Here is a 16,486-nt window from a genome sequence, read left to right on the forward strand (position 1 = left end):
ATTGGTAACCCCGGACCCCACGGACCCCCAAACCCCCCTTCTACGACGGAAGCTAGTACTTCACCGCAAAACTTCCGACTTCTTGACAGAGCGCCCGTTCGGCAGAATTCGTCCCACGGACGGCAAAAACGCCCATTCGGTTCCACTCCACCCCGAGCAAAAAGTCCTTTTTGCCCTGAAGGGGGCTTACGACTACCCGCCCTAGTAGGGGTCGAATCGCCTGTGCGGCTTGTCACCGGGCGGGGCGATCGCCGGCCGCGGAAATGTGGCGCAGACCTCTGTACTCCTACCGTTCAGTAACCTTACGGTTCCCCTCCCGCCACCCGCGCCCGCGACCATGCCTTCCGCACCGACCGGCAGCGCACAGACGTGAGAGGAACCCCCACACCCATGACGAGACGACGCCCCTGGGCCCGCCGTACCGCCATAGTCGCCGTGACCGCGGCAGCCCTCGCGACGCTGACCGTCCCCGCGGAGGCCGCGACGGCGACCAGCACCACGGCCGCGACCGCCACGGTGGACTACGCCACCTGGCAGGCGGACTGCCAGACGGTGATGAACCAGGCCCTGCCCTACCTGAAGCAGCGCGTCGCGGCCACCAAGCCCGGCGAGAAGCAGGCGATCGTCTTCGACATCGACAACACCACCCTGGAGACGGACTTCGGCTTCAGCTGGCCGCAGCCGGCCAACAAGCCGGTCCTCGCGGTCGCCAAGTACGCCCAGGAGCACGGCGTTTCGCTGTTCTTCGTCACGGCCCGCCCCGGCATCATCTACCTGCCGACCGAGTACAACCTCGAACACGACGGCTACGACGTCGACGGCCTCTACGTCCGCGGCCTCGTCGACCTCTTCAAGAACGTCGCCGACTACAAGACGGCCCAGCGCACCGCGATCGAGAACAAGGGCTACACGATCATCGCGAACATCGGCAACAGCGCCACCGACCTCTCGGGCGGCCACGCCGAGAAGACCTTCAAACTGCCGGACTACGACGGCCAGTTGTCGTAAGCCGTTAGGCTCCGTCCGTTCGCGCGACGACGGGGGTGGGGCGGCGGATGGAGCCCGCGGTACTCGGTGGCAAGCTGGCGTCAGGCCTGATCACACCGCTGCTGAAGAAGCTGTTCGTACCCGACGCCCCGGGCGCGGGCCTGGTCGACAGACCGGTCCGCCTCTCCTCCCTCGTCTCCTTCAAGGGCGAGAAACGCACCCTGACGGAGAAGGACGTCCACAAGCTCGCCGCCCACCTGGTCGCGCGGGCGGTGGACTCCCCCGGCGAGGCCCCCTTCCCGCCCGACGAACAGACCGCCGTGGCCGACGCGTTGGCCCGCCGCCTGCTCGCCCTCGGCGACCTGGACATGGACGACGTCCAGGCCGTACGGCTCGGACACCGGGAACTGGCCCGGCAGTTGGAGTACGGCGCCCCGACCCCCGCCGGACTCTCCACCGACGCCCGCTACTTCCTCGGCAACGCCACCGAGTGGGCCTGCCTGCAGATCCTGGAGTTCTTCACCCGCCGCTCCACGTTCGTGGCCCGCACGCTGGTGGAACAGACCCGGACGCAAGCCGAACTGATCGCCCGCGTCGACGAGTTGATCGCCCGCACCCCACGCCCCGGCACCCACGACCGCGCCTTCGAACGCCGCTACCTCCCGTACGTCGCCGAGCGCCACAACCACATCACCATCTACGGCATCGACCTCCGCGACTCCCCGGACCGCTGGCCCCTCGAAGTCGCCTACCTGAGCCTGGAGGCGACGGCGACGGAGGAACGCCACCTCCCCGACGAGCACCCCGGCGCCGCCTTCACCGTCCAACTCCCCGCCGAGGAAGCCCTGTCGACCCACGACCGCGTACTGCTGCGCGGCGACGCTGGATCCGGCAAGACGACGCTGGTGCAGTGGCTGGCGGTGACGGCCGCGAGGGACGGCGACCGCATCCCGTACGTCCTCCCCCTCCGCACGCTGATCCGAGCCGGCCAACTCCCTTCCCCGGCAACCTTCCTGGCCTCGGTCGGCTGCCCGCACACCCCACCCGAGGGCTGGACGGAACGCGTCCTGACCGCCGGCCGAGCCCTGGTCCTCGTCGACGGCCTGGACGAGATCCCGTCCGCCGACCGCCACCGCACCCGAGACTGGCTCCTGTCCCTGATCCGAGCCTTCCCGGGCAACCGCTGGCTCCTCACCTCGCGCCCCACCGCCGTACGCCCCGACTGGCTGGCCTCCGAGGGCTTCCGCGAACTGACCCTGACCCCCATGCGCCGCCCCGAGGTGAAGACCTTCGTCGAACGCTGGCATACGGCGGCCCGGGCCCCGGAGTACGAGGGACCGCTCCTGGACTCCCTGCGCACGAAACGGGACTTGGCGCGGCTCGCAACGAACCCCCTTATGTGCGGCCTTATTTGCGCCCTGCACAGGGAGCGGCGGGGCTATCTCCCCACGGGCCGCAAGGAGTTGTACGACGCGGCTCTGACGATGCTGCTGGCTCGGCGGGACCGGGAGCGGGGGATGCCCGCACTGGACGGCCCGGAACTGGGCGAGGAGGCCCAGCTGGAGATCTTCCAACGGCTCGCCTACGTGCTCGTGTTGAGCGGCCGTACGGAGATGGACGTGGAGACGGCCGAGGGGATCGTGGAGCGGTGCCTGCCGACGGTGGCCGTGGCGGCGGGGCAGGGCGACGCGGCAACGGTCCTCCGCACCCTCACGCTCCGCAGCGGCCTGCTGCGCCAACCCGCCGAGGGCATCGTCGACTTCGTCCACCGCACCTTCCAGGACTACCTGGGCGCGCGCTACGCCGTGGAGGAGGGCCACCTGGACGTCCTCACCAGCCACTCTGGTGACACCCAGTGGGAGGACGTCATCCGCATGGCGGTCGCCCACGCCCGGCCGCGTGAACGGGTCTTAATCCTGCGGAAGTTGTTGTCCTACTACCAGCCTCGACTGACACTCCTCGCGCTGGCGTGCCTCGAACACGCGACGGCGTTGGATCGGGCTGTGCGGACGGAGGTCGAAACGCGTGCAGCCGCGCTGATCCCGCCGCGCACGACGGACGACGCGCACACCCTGTCGGACGCCGGACCACTCGTCCTCGAACTCCTCCCGGGCCCAGAAGGGTTGACCCCGGCGGAGGCCCACTGCGTCACGGTCACCGCCTCGGTTCTGGGCGCCCAGGAACCCGACGGCGCCCTGGCGGTGCTACGCCGCTTCCGCGACCATCCGTCCCTCGATGTACGGCGCCAACTCGCGGGCACCTGGGACCGGTTCGACGCCCGGGAGTACGCGGTCGAGGTGCTCGACCATCTGCTCCGGGACGAACTCTTCGTAGGCTGCGCGTCGGCTGAGCAGCTGGCGGCGCTGCGGCTGATGCGACCTTGGCACAGGCTGATGGTGGACGGTTCACACGGGCTGGACGACATCATTGATGCCGTCGTCCAACCGGAGGCGGTCGTGTTCTTGAGTCTTGAACACAACGGCACACTGTCCGCTCTTGACGAGCTGTCGGCCTTCGGGTCCCTGAGAGCGTTGCGACTGCGGGACTGCCATGACGCACGGGACCTGGACAGCCTGTCCGAACTCCCCCTCATCGACCTCACGTTCAACCGCATCGCCGACCCATCGGGACTGCGAGCCCTGCGCGGGATCACCCACCTCGCTCTGGACCAGGCGCTGCCGGGTAGGCACCTGTCCGACCATCTGCCCCCGGACGCTGGCCTCGTGTACCTGTACCTGGGCCACGACACACTGGCCTCCACCGGCCTGCGCGGTCTTGCCTCGTGGCCGACCCTCACCACCCTCAACCTCGGCCAGCCGGAAGCCAACCTCAGCGCCATGGACTGGCAGGAGGTGAGCCACCTGCCCGCACTCCGGAATCTCGTCCTGAACACGTCCCTCGACCGCTATGCCGCAGATCTGATGCCGGACCTGCCTTCGGTCGAATCCCTCCGCCTACCCGCACCTGGCGGATCCTGGAATCAACTCCGCACCCTCGCGTCTCGCCTACCCGGCCTGCGTACGGTCGCCATCAGCACGTACGGCAGAAAGATCTCCCTCGACCGCTACGCGGAAATCTTCCCCAGCGCCGAGGTGAAAGACGACCACCTCTGACCCCGGACAAGCAAAAGGGGCCGGTGCCCAAAAGGCACCGACCCCTTCCCAGCCGTAAAGCCCAAACCGCTGAGCCTTACGCCTCCTTGCTCAAATTCGGACCCGCGCCACCAGCAGCGGCATCCTCGATCGGCGGAACGTCGGGAAGCGCCGACTTCTCCTCACCCCGGAAGGTGAAGGTCTTGGCGTCGCCCTCGCCCTCGACATCCACGACCACGATGTGACCGGGACGCAGCTCGCCGAAGAGGATCTTCTCCGAGAGCGTGTCCTCGATCTCGCGCTGGATCGTGCGCCGCAGCGGACGCGCGCCCAGCACCGGGTCGTAACCCTTCTTGGAGAGGAGCTCCTTCGCGGCCGAGGAGAGCTCGATGCCCATGTCCCGGTCCTTGAGGCGCTCGTCCACCTTGCCGACCATCAGGTCGACGATCTTGAGGATGTCCTCCTGCGTGAGCTGCGGGAAGACGACGACGTCGTCGACACGGTTGAGGAACTCGGGCCGGAAGTGCTGCTTGAGCTCGTCCGAGACCTTGTTCTTCATGCGCTCGTAGTTGGACTTCGTGTCACCCGTGGCCGCGAAGCCCAGGTTGAAGCCCTTCGAGATGTCACGGGTTCCAAGGTTGGTCGTCATGATGATGACCGTGTTCTTGAAGTCCACGACCCGGCCCTGGGAGTCGGTCAGGCGACCGTCCTCCAGGATCTGGAGAAGGCTGTTGAAGATGTCCGGGTGGGCCTTCTCGACCTCGTCGAAGAGGACGACCGAGAACGGCTTGCGACGGACCTTCTCCGTGAGCTGGCCGCCCTCTTCGTAGCCCACGTATCCGGGGGGCGAACCGAAGAGACGCGAGACCGTGTGCTTCTCGCTGAACTCCGACATGTCGAGGGAGATCAGCGCGTCCTCGTCGCCGAAGAGGAACTCCGCCAGGGCCTTCGACAGCTCGGTCTTACCGACACCGGACGGGCCGGCGAAGATGAACGAACCACCGGGACGCTTCGGGTCCTTGAGGCCCGCACGCGTACGGCGGATCGCCTTCGAGAGCGCCTTGACGGCGTCCTTCTGGCCGATGACCCGCTTGTGGAGCTCGTCCTCCATGCGGAGCAGCCGCGAGGACTCCTCCTCGGTGAGCTTGAAGACCGGGATGCCGGTGGCGGTCGCGAGGACCTCGGCGATCAGCTCGCCGTCGACCTCGGCGACGACGTCCATGTCGCCGGCCTTCCACTCCTTCTCCCGCTTGGCCTTGGCGGCCAGGAGCTGCTTCTCCTTGTCGCGCAGCGAGGCGGCCTTCTCGAAGTCCTGCGAGTCGATCGCGGACTCCTTGTCGCGGCGGACGCCGGCGATCTTCTCGTCGAACTCGCGGAGGTCCGGCGGCGCGGTCATCCGGCGGATGCGCATCCGGGAACCGGCCTCGTCGATCAGGTCGATCGCCTTGTCCGGCAGGAAGCGGTCCGAGATGTACCGGTCGGCCAGCGTGGCGGCCTGCACGAGCGCCTCGTCCGTGATGGAGACACGGTGGTGCGCCTCGTACCGGTCGCGCAGACCCTTGAGGATCTCGATGGTGTGCGGCAGGGACGGCTCCGCGACCTGGATGGGCTGGAAGCGGCGCTCGAGAGCGGCGTCCTTCTCCAGGTGCTTGCGGTACTCGTCCAGGGTCGTCGCACCGATGGTCTGCAGCTCACCGCGGGCCAGCATCGGCTTCAGGATCGAAGCGGCGTCGATGGCGCCCTCGGCGGCACCCGCACCGACCAGCGTGTGCAGCTCGTCGATGAACAGGATGATGTCGCCGCGGGTGCGGATCTCCTTGAGGACCTTCTTCAGGCGCTCCTCGAAGTCACCGCGGTAGCGGGAGCCGGCGACCAGCGCGCCGAGGTCCAGGGTGTAGAGGTGCTTGTCCTTGAGGGTCTCGGGCACCTCGCCCTTGACGATGGCCTGGGCGAGGCCCTCGACGACGGCGGTCTTGCCGACGCCGGGCTCACCGATCAGGACCGGGTTGTTCTTCGTACGGCGGGACAGCACCTGCATGACCCGCTCGATCTCCTTCTCGCGCCCGATGACCGGGTCGAGCTTGGACTCACGAGCGGCCTGGGTGAGGTTCCGGCCGAACTGGTCGAGGACCAGGGACGTCGAGGGGGTGCCCTCCGCAGGGCCGCCGGCGGTGGCGGTCTCCTTGCCCTGGTAACCGGAGAGCAGCTGGATCACCTGCTGCCGCACACGGTTGAGATCAGCGCCCAGCTTGACCAGGACCTGGGCGGCGACGCCCTCGCCCTCACGGATCAGGCCGAGCAGGATGTGCTCCGTGCCGATGTAGTTGTGGCCCAGCTGAAGGGCCTCGCGGAGCGACAGCTCCAGGACCTTCTTGGCACGAGGAGTGAAGGGGATGTGCCCGGACGGGGCCTGCTGCCCCTGCCCGATGATCTCCTCCACCTGCTGGCGGACCGCCTCGAGCGAAATCCCGAGGCTCTCCAGGGCCTTAGCGGCGACACCCTCACCCTCGTGGATGAGACCCAGGAGGATGTGCTCGGTGCCGATGTAGTTGTGGTTGAGCATCCGGGCTTCTTCCTGAGCCAGGACGACAACCCGCCGCGCGCGGTCGGTGAACCTCTCGAACATCGTTAATCGCTCCTCAGAGCGGTCAGGCAGTAAGGGGACGCTCCCCTCCCTGTCCTTCCGCAGCTTAGTCCCGCAAGCGGGGACCGCTCATTCCAACTGCCGACACCGGACCGAGAACCAACACTGCCTCCTGAACCGTAACGCCGACATCTGCTCCAACCTGATGGTGCGAGACGATGTTCCCGCAGGCCAGGCAGTTACCCTCACCATGAGTACGCCGATGGCGAACGTGAGACGCCCTTTTCTGCGTGTCGCCCCCTCCCACTAGGGATTGTCTTACCCGCACGGACTGACACTCCATGCCGTTCGCACCGGTTCCCTCCGCTACGGGCGAACAACGTTGCGCCGCGCCGCGCCTCCGAACGCCCCGTTTCCCGTACCCAGCGCATTCGTTGGACCACCCAGCGTAACTCCCGGCCCGCTTCGGCGGTTGCTCTTGGCATGGTTCGCACCGTCCCCCCTCTCGGCACGGTCCCGCTCCCCCGCCGCCCGCTCGATCCGGACGACCGGCAGCGGAACTGGTACGAGAACGAACTGGGGTGGCGCACGGTGCCCGGAGAGCCGCTACGGCTCGTCACGGGCCTGCGTTTCGACGTCCTGGACGTGCCGGTCGAGGCCGGAGCCGCGGCGCTGTGGCGGCTGGGCCCGGACTCTCCGGTGGCCGTACGGGGCGACCGGATGCTGCTGCTGGTGGCCGCGGGCAGCGCGGAGGAGCTTCCGGGGCTGCTGGACTGGCTGGAGTGGGGCGCTCTGGCGCCGACGCTGGATCTGGTGGCGCTGGGCGCGGACGGGCTCATGGAGGCGCCGTCGTTCCCCGGGGCGGGGCCCGCAGGGGCACCGCTGCCGGGCTCGGGGGGCGCGAAGGTGCAACCGTTCGCCGCGGGCAGTTCACGTCCCTTGCAGGGGGCCGCCGTATGGCTGCGACCCCCCGAGCCGGGGTGCGAGGTCGAGGCCTCGCTGCCGACAATGCCGGCCGTGGGGGGCGTCGGTCACGCCCCTGATCTCGTACGACTTGTGGACACGGTGGCCACACAGTGCCACCGGGTACGGCTGCGACGTTCGTGCGCTCAGCCGTTGGCCTTCTCGTAGGCCTCGCGAATGGCCGCGGGAACACGGCCGCGGTCGTTCACGTCGTGGCCGTTCTCCTTGGCCCACGCGCGAATCTGCGCGGTGTCCTGGCTGCCACCGGTTGCGGCGCGTGCCTTTCCGCGACCACCCGAAGCGCGGCCACCGGTACGGCGCCCACCCTTCACGTAAGCGTCGAGAAGTCCACGGAGCTTGTCCGCATTCGCGGTGGTGAGATCGATCTCGTACGTCTTGCCGTCCAGCGCGAACGTCACCGTCTCGTCCGCCTCGCCGCCGTCGAGGTCATCGACAAGAAGGACCTGAACCTTCTGTGCCACCGGATTTCCTTTCATCGATTACTTGCGGGTCTGGGGTCTGCGGCGTCCGCCGTTTCGCCGTCCCCTGTTATATGCAGTACTGCAGTACGTCGGAAAGCAAACCGCTTTTGCTGGAAAAACACAAACCCCTGGGAGAGACCGAGTGACCTCCCTCGCCCAGAAAGATGCGCGTTTCGGACATAGGGAACCTGGGCAGGGCGACCCGGCCGAATTGGGGGCCGCGATCACAGATGCAGAAGCATCCGGCTGTTGCCCAAGGTGTTCGGTTTCACTCGTTCGAGACCGAGGAACTCCGCCACGCCCTCGTCATAGGAACGCAACAGCTCCGCGTAGACATCGGTGTCAACAGGTGTCTCACCGATCTCCACGAAGCCGTGCTTCGAGAAGAAGTCCACTTCGAAGGTGAGACAGAAAACGCGACGAACGCCTAGCCAGCGAGCCGTGTGCAGCAACTTCTCCAGCAACTGATGGCCCACACCGGCACCCTTCAAGCCCGGCTTCACCGCGAGAGTGCGGACTTCCGCGAGGTCTTCCCACATGACATGCAGTGCCCCGCAGCCGACGACCTCGGCGTTGTCGTCCCGTTCGGCGACCCAGAACTCCTGGATGTCCTCGTAAAGAGTCACCGTCGCTTTGTCGAGCAGGATGCGACCGCGGACGTAGGCGTCAAGGAGTCGGCGCACCGCCTCGACATCGCCGGTCCGGGCCCGCCGGACGGTGATGGCTTTCGCGGTGACTTCGGGGTGCTCTGCTGACATGAGCGGACGCTATCGCCCGCCGCCCGAGGGCGCGGAGCCGGGGTTCTGGACGCCATCCGCGGGTTCGGGTGTTTCCGGTCCCTGGACGATGCGTACGGCGCTGCGGAGGGCCTCACGCTGTTCGTCGCTCATCATCCCGAAGAAGGCGACGAGAGCGGCGGCGGGGTTGTCGCTCTGGGACCAGGCGTCGTTCATCAGGGCGGCGGAGTAGGCGGCTCGCGTGGAGACCGCCTCATATCGATAGGCCCGGCCTTCCGCCTCACGACGCACCCAGCCCTTCTGATGGAGATTGTCCAAAACGGTCATCACCGTGGTGTACGCGATCGACCGTTCCTGCTGAAGGTCTTCCAGGACTTCTCGAACGGTCACCGGGCGGTTCCACTTCCACACCCGCGTCATGACCGAGTCTTCGAGTTCTCCCAATGGGCGAGGCACAGCTCAGAACCATAGTGGAAAAGGAACAAAAAGGGCGTACGACTCGGAAAGCACGCGCACGCGTGCGGGAGTCGTACGCCCTTGAAGGCGCCGCGGAAAACGGAGGGTTCAGGCGTCGGCGGCCGAAGAGGCCTGGCGGGCGCTCTCCGCGCGCGCGATGGCGGCGTCGACGGCCGCGTCCTCCTTGGCCTTCATGGCCCCGCCCTGGGTCTTCACGATGACCCGGATCAGTCCGATGAAGAACACGGCCATGACGACCGGGGGCACGAGCGCGGAGACATAGTCCATGCCGTCCAGAGTAGCCACGGGTTCCGAGGAGGACGGGGCGGGGTCGGTTCAGCCGGCGGCGAGTTGCTGCGGCGGGCTCGCGGGAGGTGGTGCCGGTTTGCGCCTGGGGAAGACCTCGCCGGGGGTGGGGATGGGCCGGGACGGCTTCGGCGGCGCGGGCGAGGGCGTCGGCGCGGGCCGCTCGCCGGGCCGCTCCACGGGCTTGCGTACGGGCTCCCTGGCGTCCTCCCCGACCGGTTCGCCGTCGGCTGTGCGACAGCCGCCGGAGAGGCCTCCGGGGAGCGCCAGGAGGCGGGTGCGCGAGGCGGGGACGGTCGGGGCGGGGCGGGCCGCGGTCGTACGGCGGGCGAGACGCGCGCGTACGTCCTGTTCGGCGAGGGTGAGGCAGCGGTCCAGGAGGACGGCGGCGGAGGGGTTCCCGCGCAGCGCTCTCAGCGCGGAGAGGTCGTCGACGTCCGGGCGGTACCCGGCGCCGAGCGCCTCCTCCAGGAGGGTGAGGTAGCCGGCGGTGGTGCCGGGCAGGGCGGCGCGGTACCGGGCGAGGTCGGCGACCAGGAAGGCGCGCAGCCGGACTCCCTCGTGTACCGCCTCGTCGAGGGATTCGGCGAGCCGGAGACAGTCCTGGACGTCCTCGGCCGAGGCGGTTCTGGGCTGGAGGGCGAGGGCGAGAGCGCGACGGAGCACACGCAGCTCCTCCGCACCGAACGCCATGCCGCCGCGGGATCCGTATGGCGTGGGCATGTGGCGACGATACGCGCTAATCAGACAAATTCGACATAGGGGGCGGGTGTGGCGCGGGGTTTTCGCCGGCCGGCGGGGGCAGCGCCACGCGCGCGTGATCACAGCGCCTCGCGTGAACGTCCTGGCCAGGGGTCGGTCGTGCGCCACACACACGCGGGGTCACGCCGGGGGCGGTCACGGGGTGCGGGTCGGCGGGGGCGGCGCCACGCGCGCGTGATCACAGCGCCTCGCGTGAACGTCCTGGCCAGGGGTCGGTCGTGCGCCACACACACGCGGGGTCACGCCGGGGGCGGTCACGGGGTGCGGGTCGGCGGGGGCGGCGCCACGCGCGCGTGATCACAGCGCCTCGCGTGAACGTCCTGGCCAGGGGTCGGTCGTGCGCCACACACACGCGGGGTCACGCCGGGGGCGGTCACGGGGTGCGGGTCGGCGGGGGCGGCGTCGCGCGCGGGGTCACCTCGGTGAGGCACCGGCCGGTCGGGGTGTCGGCCTGCGGCACCACGCGCGCGGGTCACGTCCGGGACGCCCGCGAGATGACCGGGCAGCCCCTTGTGAGCCCCGCGCGCGTGCTCACATCCGCGAGACGTTCCGCTCGTACACCAGCCGCAGGCCGATCAGCGTCAGCCAGGGCTCGTGCTCGTCGATCACGGAGGCCTCGCCGAGGACCATCGGGGCGAGGCCGCCGGTCGCGATGACAGTGACGTCCTCCGGGTCGTCGGCCAGCTCCTTGGCCATGCGGGTGACGACGCCGTCGACCTGGCCGGCGAAGCCGTAGACGATGCCCGACTGCATCGCCTCGACGGTGTTCTTGCCGATCACGCTGCGCGGCCGGGCCACCTCGATCTTGCGGAGCTGGGCGCCCTTGACGCCGAGGGCCTCGACCGAGATCTCGATGCCGGGGGCGATGACGCCGCCGATGTACTCCCCGCGCGCGGAGACCGCGTCGAACGTGGTCGCCGTACCGAAGTCGACGACGATCGCCGGACCGCCGTAGAGCTCGACCGCGGCGACCGCGTTGATGATGCGGTCCGCGCCGACCTCCTTGGGGTTGTCGGTGAGGATCGGGACGCCGGTCTTGACGCCCGGTTCGACGAGGACGGCGGGCACGTCGCCGTAGTAGCGGCGGGTGACCTCGCGCAGTTCGTGCAGGACGGACGGGACGGTGGCGCAGATCGCGATGCCGTCGATGCCGTCGCCCAGCTCCTCTCCGAGGAGCGGGTGCATGCCCATGAGGCCCTGGAGGAGGACGGCGAGTTCGTCGGCGGTGCGGCGCGCGTCCGTGGAGATGCGCCAGTGCTCGATGATCTCCTCGCCGTCGAAGAGGCCCAGGACGGTGTGCGTGTTGCCCACGTCGATCGTGAGGAGCATGACTACTGCGCCTCGCGGAGGTCGAGGCCGATGTCCAGGATCTGCGCGGAGTGGGTCAGGGCTCCTACGGCGAGGTAGTCCACCCCGGTGTCGGCGTACGCCTTGGCGTTGTCCAGGGTGAGCCGGCCCGAGGCCTCCAGGGCGGCTCGGCCGGCGACGATGCCGACGGCCTCCGCGCACTCGTCGGGCGTGAAGTTGTCCAGCAGGATCAGGTCGGCGCCGGCGTCCAGGACGTCGCGGAGCTGGTGCAGGGTGTCGACCTCGACCTCGATCGCCACGTCCGGGAAGGCCTCCCGTACGGCCTCGAAGGCCTGGGCGACGCCGCCGGCGGCGACCACGTGGTTGTCCTTGACGAGGGCCGCGTCCGACAGCGACATGCGGTGGTTGACGCCACCGCCGCAGCGGACCGCGTACTTCTCCAGGGAGCGCAGTCCCGGCGTCGTCTTGCGGGTGTCGCGGACCTTCGCCTTCGTGTCCTCCAGAGCGTCGGCCCACGCGCGCGTGGCGGTCGCGATGCCGGAGAGGCGGCACAGGAGGTTGAGCGCGCTGCGCTCGGCGGTCAGCAGGTCACGCGTGCGCGTGGTGACCGACAGGAGCGTCTGCCCGGCCTCCACGCGGTCGCCGTCCTCGACGTGCCGCTCGACCTCGAACTCGTCGGTGCAGACCACGGAGACCACCGCTTCGGCGACCCGGAGGCCCGCCACGACGCCTGCCTCGCGCGCGGTGAAGTCGGCTGTGGCGACGGCCTCTTCGGGGATGGTCGCCACGGTCGTCACGTCGACGCCGCCGGCCAGGTCCTCCTGGATGGCGACGTTGGCGATGTCCTCGACCTCCAGGGGGTCGAGTCCGGCGTCCGCCAGGAGCTCGGCGAGCGCGGGGTCGAGACCACACTCCATGTACTCGGCATCTTCGCCCGCGCCACAGGTACAGCCGTCGCCGCAGCCGCCGCTGTCGGCGAGGGGAAGGTCGTGGGTGCTCACGTCTGTCACTGCTCCTGGGGACGGTGCTGCCGGGTCGGGGGGAAGTCTGCGGTGTCCGTGGTGTGTACGGCCAGCGTGCGGTCCGGATTCAGCCGTACGACGATGTGGCGGCGCCAGGCGCTGTCGTCGCGGTCGGCGTGGTCCTCGCGCCAGTGGCAGCCCCGGGTCTCCTCGCGCCGCGCGGCGGCGGTGACCAGGACGCGGGCCACGCACAGGAGGTTGGTGGCCTCCCAGGTGTCGACGCCGGGCTCGGCGGTCTTGCCGTTCTCGTCGAGGGCGTCGCGGGCGTCGGTGTGCAGCTGCTGGAGCTGTCCGGCGGCCCGGGCGAGGGAGTCGGCGGAGCGCAGGACGCCCGCGCCCTCGGTCATGATCCGCTGGATCGCGAAGCGGGCCTCGGGGGCGAGCAGCGGGTGCGCGGGCTTCTGGGGGTGCGGGACCGGCTCGGGCACACGCGCGTGGAGGGCGGTTTCGGCCTGGTTCCCGGTGATGTCGGCGACGATGCGCTCGGCGTAGACGAGGCCTTCGAGGAGGGAGTTGGAGGCGAGCCGGTTCGCGCCGTGCACGCCGGTGCAGGCGACCTCGCCGCACGCGTACAGGCCGGGGACGGTCGTACGGCCCCGGGAGTCGGTGCGGACGCCGCCGGAGGCGTAGTGGGCGGCCGGGGCGACCGGGACGGGCTCGGTGACCGGGTCGATGCCATGGCTGCGGCAGGCGGCGAGGATCGTCGGGAAGCGGTGCTCCCACATGTCGGCGCCGAAGTGCCGGGCGTCCAGGAACATGTGCTCGGCGTCCTGCTCCTGCATGCGCCGCATGATGCCCTTGGCGACGATGTCCCGGGGCGCCAGCTCGGCGAGTTCGTGCTGGCCCACCATGAAGCGCACGCCGTCGGCGTCGACCAGGTGGGCGCCCTCGCCGCGCACCGCCTCGGAGACGAGGGGCTGCTGGCCCTCCGCGTCCGCGCCGAGGAACAGCACGGTGGGATGGAACTGCACGAACTCCAGGTCGGAGACCTCGGCGCCCGCGCGGAGGGCGAGTGCGACCCCGTCGCCGGTCGACACGGACGGGTTGGTGGTCGCCGAGAAGACCTGCCCCATGCCGCCGGTCGCGAGGACCACGGCGGGCGCGTGCACGGCGCCCACACCGTCGTGCTGGCCCTCGCCCATGACGTGCAGGGTGACGCCCGCGGTACGACCGTCGGCATCCGTCAGAAGGTCGAGGACGAGCGCGTTCTCGATCGTGCGCAGGCCACGCGCGTGTACGGCCTCGACGAGCGCCCGGGAGACCTCCGCGCCGGTCGCGTCGCCGCCGGCGTGCGCGATTCGGCGCCGGTGGTGGCCGCCCTCGCGGGCCAGCTCCAGTCCTCCTTCGGAGGACTCGTCGAAGTGGGCGCCGGTCTCGATGAGCCGCCGTACGGCGTCGGGGCCCTCGGTGACGAGGATCCGTACGGCCTCCTCGTCGCACAGGCCCGCGCCCGCGACCAGGGTGTCGTCCAGGTGCTGTTCGGGGGTGTCGCCCTCCCCGAGGGCCGCGGCGATGCCGCCCTGGGCCCAGCGGGTGGAGCCGTCGTCGAGGCGGGCCTTGGTGACCACGACCGTCCGCAGCCCGGCCGCCTCGCAGCGCAGGGCCGCGGTCAGACCGGCCACTCCGGAGCCGACGACCACGACGTCCGCGCCGATGGACCATCCTGGGGCGGGGGCATGCAAGCGGGGGTGAGCGCGAAGCGCTCTCGTTTGAGGGTGGTGGTGGGCGACGGGCGGGCGTATGCCTGTGCTGGTCACGAGGCGGCTCCGAGGGTTCCGAAAGCGAGTGGGATGTTGTCGATCAGCCGGGTCGTCCCGACCCGGGCGGCGACGGCGAGGACGGCCTCTCCGGTGAAGTCCTCGTCGACGTCCGTGAAGTCGGACGGGTCGACCAGGGCGAGGTAGTCCAGGACGAGCGGCGGGTCCAGCCGGGCCGCGTCGTCGAGGACCAGGCGGGCGGCCGCGCGGACGGAGGCCGGGTTGCCGGGGCCGGGGGCGGCCTTGGCGACGGCGTGCGTGTCGGCCGCCGCGCGGGACTCCCCGATGGCGCTGAGGGCCTCGGCACGCGCGTGCGTGGCGGGCACCTCACGGGCTCGCGCGCGGAGCGCCTCCTGGGCGGCGTGCCGGTCGCGGCCCGCGAAGAGGGCCTGGGAGAGGGCGAGCGCGGTACGCCGCTCCCGGGGGGACAGATAGCGGTTGCGGCTGGACAGGGCCAGGCCGTCGGCCTCGCGCACGGTCGGCACGCCGACGATCTCCATGCCGAAGTTCAGGTCGCGCACCATGCGGCGGATCAGGGCGAGCTGCTGGGCGTCCTTCTGGCCGAACAGGGCGGCGTCGGGGCGGGTGAGGTGCAGCAGTTTGGCGACGACGGTGAGCATGCCGTCGAAGTGGCCGGGGCGGACCGCGCCTTCCAGGCGTTCGCCCATGGGGCCCGCCGAGATGCGCACCTGGGGTTCGCCGCCGGGGTAGACCTCGTCGACGGAGGGTGCGAACACGACGTCGGCGCCCGCCAGTTCGGCGATCTTGAGGTCGGCGTCCAGGGTGCGCGGATAGCGGTCGAGGTCCTCGCCCTTGCCGAACTGCAGCGGGTTCACGAAGACGGTGACCACGACCTCGCCGTCCGGCCCGGCGATCTCGCGCGCGGTGCGGACCAGGGTGGCGTGGCCCTCGTGCAGGGCGCCCATGGTCATCACGACGGCGCGACGGCCGGCACGCGTGCGTGCGTGGAGTTCGTCTGCGGTGCGCAGCAGGGTGGCGGTCATCCGGCATCTCCCTCGGTGCCGTTGGCGAGCACCCCGAGGAGGTCCTCGGCGAGCTCCGGCTTGAGCAGCCCGTGGGCCAGGGCCCGGTCGGCGGTCGCGCGGGCCATCGCCAGATACCCGGCGACGGTCTGCGGGGCGTGCTTGCGCAACTCGGTGACGTGCGCGGCGACCGTGCCCGCGTCCCCGCGCGCGACGGGGCCGGTGAGCGCCGCGTCGCCGGAGCGCAGGGCGTTGTCCAGGGCGGCACCGAGCAGCGGGCCGAGCATCCGGTCGGGGGCCTCGACACCGGCCGTGCGCAGCAGCTCCATGGACTCGGCGACCAGGGTCACCAGGTGGTTGGCGCCCAGCGCGAGGGCCGCGTGGTAGAGCGGGCGGCTCTCCTCGGCGATCCACTCGGGCTCGCCGCCCATCTCGATCACCAGGGCCTCGGCGGCCAGCCGCAGCTCCTCGGGCGCGGTGACTCCGAAGGAGCACCCGGCGAGGCGCTGGACGTCCACCGGAGTGCCCGTGAAGGTCATCGCGGGGTGCAGGGCCAGCGGCAGCGCGCCGACCCGCAGAGCGGGGTCCAGGACCTTCGCGCCGTACCGCCCGGAGGTGTGCACGAGGAGCTGGCCGGGGCGTACGGCCCCGGTGTCGGCGAGGCCCTCGACGAGCCCGGGCAGGGCGTCGTCCGGGACGGTCAGCAGCACCAGGTCGGAGAGCTCCAGGACCTGCGCCGGCGTGACGACCGGCACGTCCGGGAGCAGCAGCGCGGCCCGGCGCCTGGACGCGTCGGACACCCCGGAGACGGCCACCGGGCGGTGCCCGGCCAGCTGGAGCGAGGCGGCCAGCGCGGGGCCCACGCGGCCGGCGCCGACGACACCGACGGCGAGCCGCGCGGGGCGGTCCTTGGGCTCTGGCTGTTGGAATGTACTCACGCGACGGCGGCCTTCCCGTTCCAGTCCGCTCCGGGTACCGGACGATTTCTCGTCATGTTAACGCGATCGGTTCGAGGGGCGTCCGGTTGTCCACAGGCTGTGGGTTGTC

General features: G+C 70.2%; 14 protein-coding genes. 3 read left to right on the plus strand and 11 right to left on the minus strand.

Annotation, left to right across the window (positions count from 1 at the left end; genetic code table 11):
- The first annotated feature begins 390 nt into the window (after window positions 1–390).
- Window positions 391–1,008 (plus strand): HAD family acid phosphatase, encoded by a 618-nt coding sequence (locus tag OG504_RS24235; RefSeq protein ID WP_405991703.1) that lies wholly within the window; start codon window positions 391–393, stop codon window positions 1,006–1,008.
- 47 nt (window positions 1,009–1,055) lie between these two features.
- A complete protein-coding gene (locus OG504_RS24240; RefSeq protein ID WP_405991704.1) occupies window positions 1,056–4,100 on the plus strand; it encodes an NACHT domain-containing protein in 3,045 nt (1,014 codons plus the stop codon).
- A gap of 76 nt (window positions 4,101–4,176) precedes the next feature.
- Here OG504_RS24240 and OG504_RS24245 read toward each other — a convergent pair whose 3' ends face one another.
- The gene (locus tag OG504_RS24245; protein ID WP_019064247.1) at window positions 4,177–6,705 is read right to left on the minus strand and encodes an ATP-dependent Clp protease ATP-binding subunit; all 2,529 of its coding nucleotides are present in this window, start codon (window positions 6,703–6,705) and stop codon (window positions 4,177–4,179) included.
- 441 nt (window positions 6,706–7,146) lie between these two features.
- Here OG504_RS24245 and OG504_RS24250 point away from each other — a divergent pair, with 441 nt between their 5' ends.
- Complete coding sequence (locus tag OG504_RS24250) at window positions 7,147–7,794, plus strand: SCO3374 family protein (RefSeq protein WP_405991705.1); 648 nt, start codon at window positions 7,147–7,149, stop codon at window positions 7,792–7,794.
- On the opposite strand, the gene OG504_RS24255 is transcribed toward OG504_RS24250, so the two are convergent.
- From OG504_RS24255 to OG504_RS24300, 10 genes are all read right to left on the minus strand, one after another.
- On the minus strand, window positions 7,773–8,108 hold the full coding sequence (locus OG504_RS24255) for an Lsr2 family protein (RefSeq protein ID WP_033286117.1): 336 nt from the start codon (window positions 8,106–8,108) through the stop codon (window positions 7,773–7,775). The two genes, OG504_RS24250 and OG504_RS24255, sit on opposite strands and share 22 nt — an antisense overlap.
- A gap of 224 nt (window positions 8,109–8,332) precedes the next feature.
- Window positions 8,333–8,866: an amino-acid N-acetyltransferase gene (locus OG504_RS24260; RefSeq protein WP_019064250.1), complete on the minus strand. Its 534-nt coding sequence runs from the start codon at window positions 8,864–8,866 to the stop codon at window positions 8,333–8,335.
- Window positions 8,867–8,875: 9 nt separating this feature from the next.
- Complete coding sequence (locus OG504_RS24265; protein ID WP_078623229.1) at window positions 8,876–9,289, minus strand: BlaI/MecI/CopY family transcriptional regulator; 414 nt, start codon at window positions 9,287–9,289, stop codon at window positions 8,876–8,878.
- A gap of 120 nt (window positions 9,290–9,409) precedes the next feature.
- Entirely contained in the window at window positions 9,410–9,589 is a 180-nt protein-coding gene (locus tag OG504_RS24270; protein ID WP_033286119.1) for a hypothetical protein, read from the minus strand.
- A 48-nt stretch (window positions 9,590–9,637) separates the two neighbouring features.
- Entirely contained in the window at window positions 9,638–10,300 is a 663-nt protein-coding gene (locus tag OG504_RS24275; protein WP_405996414.1) for a hypothetical protein, read from the minus strand.
- A 600-nt stretch (window positions 10,301–10,900) separates the two neighbouring features.
- Window positions 10,901–11,698: a type III pantothenate kinase gene (locus tag OG504_RS24280; RefSeq protein WP_200680630.1), complete on the minus strand. Its 798-nt coding sequence runs from the start codon at window positions 11,696–11,698 to the stop codon at window positions 10,901–10,903.
- 2 nt (window positions 11,699–11,700) lie between these two features.
- Window positions 11,701–12,678, minus strand: a complete 978-nt coding sequence (gene nadC / locus OG504_RS24285; RefSeq protein WP_405991706.1) for a carboxylating nicotinate-nucleotide diphosphorylase — start codon at window positions 12,676–12,678, stop codon at window positions 11,701–11,703.
- 5 nt (window positions 12,679–12,683) lie between these two features.
- On the minus strand, window positions 12,684–14,441 hold the full coding sequence (locus OG504_RS24290) for an L-aspartate oxidase (protein ID WP_405996415.1): 1,758 nt from the start codon (window positions 14,439–14,441) through the stop codon (window positions 12,684–12,686).
- A gap of 11 nt (window positions 14,442–14,452) precedes the next feature.
- A complete protein-coding gene (gene panC, locus OG504_RS24295; RefSeq protein WP_405991707.1) occupies window positions 14,453–15,460 on the minus strand; it encodes a pantoate--beta-alanine ligase in 1,008 nt (335 codons plus the stop codon).
- On the minus strand, window positions 15,457–16,377 hold the full coding sequence (locus tag OG504_RS24300) for a Rossmann-like and DUF2520 domain-containing protein (protein ID WP_405991708.1): 921 nt from the start codon (window positions 16,375–16,377) through the stop codon (window positions 15,457–15,459). The genes panC and OG504_RS24300 overlap by 4 nt, the downstream gene beginning before the upstream one ends.
- Window positions 16,378–16,486 lie beyond the last annotated feature (109 nt).

Source organism: Streptomyces sp. NBC_00986 (genome assembly GCF_045162565.1).
GTDB lineage: Bacteria > Actinomycetota > Actinomycetes > Streptomycetales > Streptomycetaceae > Streptomyces.

Bases quoted from the DNA above. Each gene is read 5' to 3' on its own strand.
- OG504_RS24235 (WP_405991703.1), top strand. From the start codon at position 391: ATGACGAGACGACGCCCCTGGGCCCGCCGTACCGCCATAGTCGCCGTG.
- OG504_RS24240 (WP_405991704.1), top strand. From the start codon at position 1,056: ATGGAGCCCGCGGTACTCGGTGGCAAGCTGGCGTCAGGCCTGATCACA.
- OG504_RS24245 (WP_019064247.1), bottom strand. From the start codon at position 6,705: ATGTTCGAGAGGTTCACCGACCGCGCGCGGCGGGTTGTCGTCCTGGCT.
- OG504_RS24250 (WP_405991705.1), top strand. From the start codon at position 7,147: ATGGTTCGCACCGTCCCCCCTCTCGGCACGGTCCCGCTCCCCCGCCGC.
- OG504_RS24260 (WP_019064250.1), bottom strand. From the start codon at position 8,866: ATGTCAGCAGAGCACCCCGAAGTCACCGCGAAAGCCATCACCGTCCGG.
- OG504_RS24270 (WP_033286119.1), bottom strand. From the start codon at position 9,589: ATGGACTATGTCTCCGCGCTCGTGCCCCCGGTCGTCATGGCCGTGTTC.
- OG504_RS24275 (WP_405996414.1), bottom strand. From the start codon at position 10,300: ATGGCGTTCGGTGCGGAGGAGCTGCGTGTGCTCCGTCGCGCTCTCGCC.
- OG504_RS24280 (WP_200680630.1), bottom strand. From the start codon at position 11,698: ATGCTCCTCACGATCGACGTGGGCAACACGCACACCGTCCTGGGCCTC.
- panC (WP_405991707.1), bottom strand. From the start codon at position 15,460: ATGACCGCCACCCTGCTGCGCACCGCAGACGAACTCCACGCACGCACG.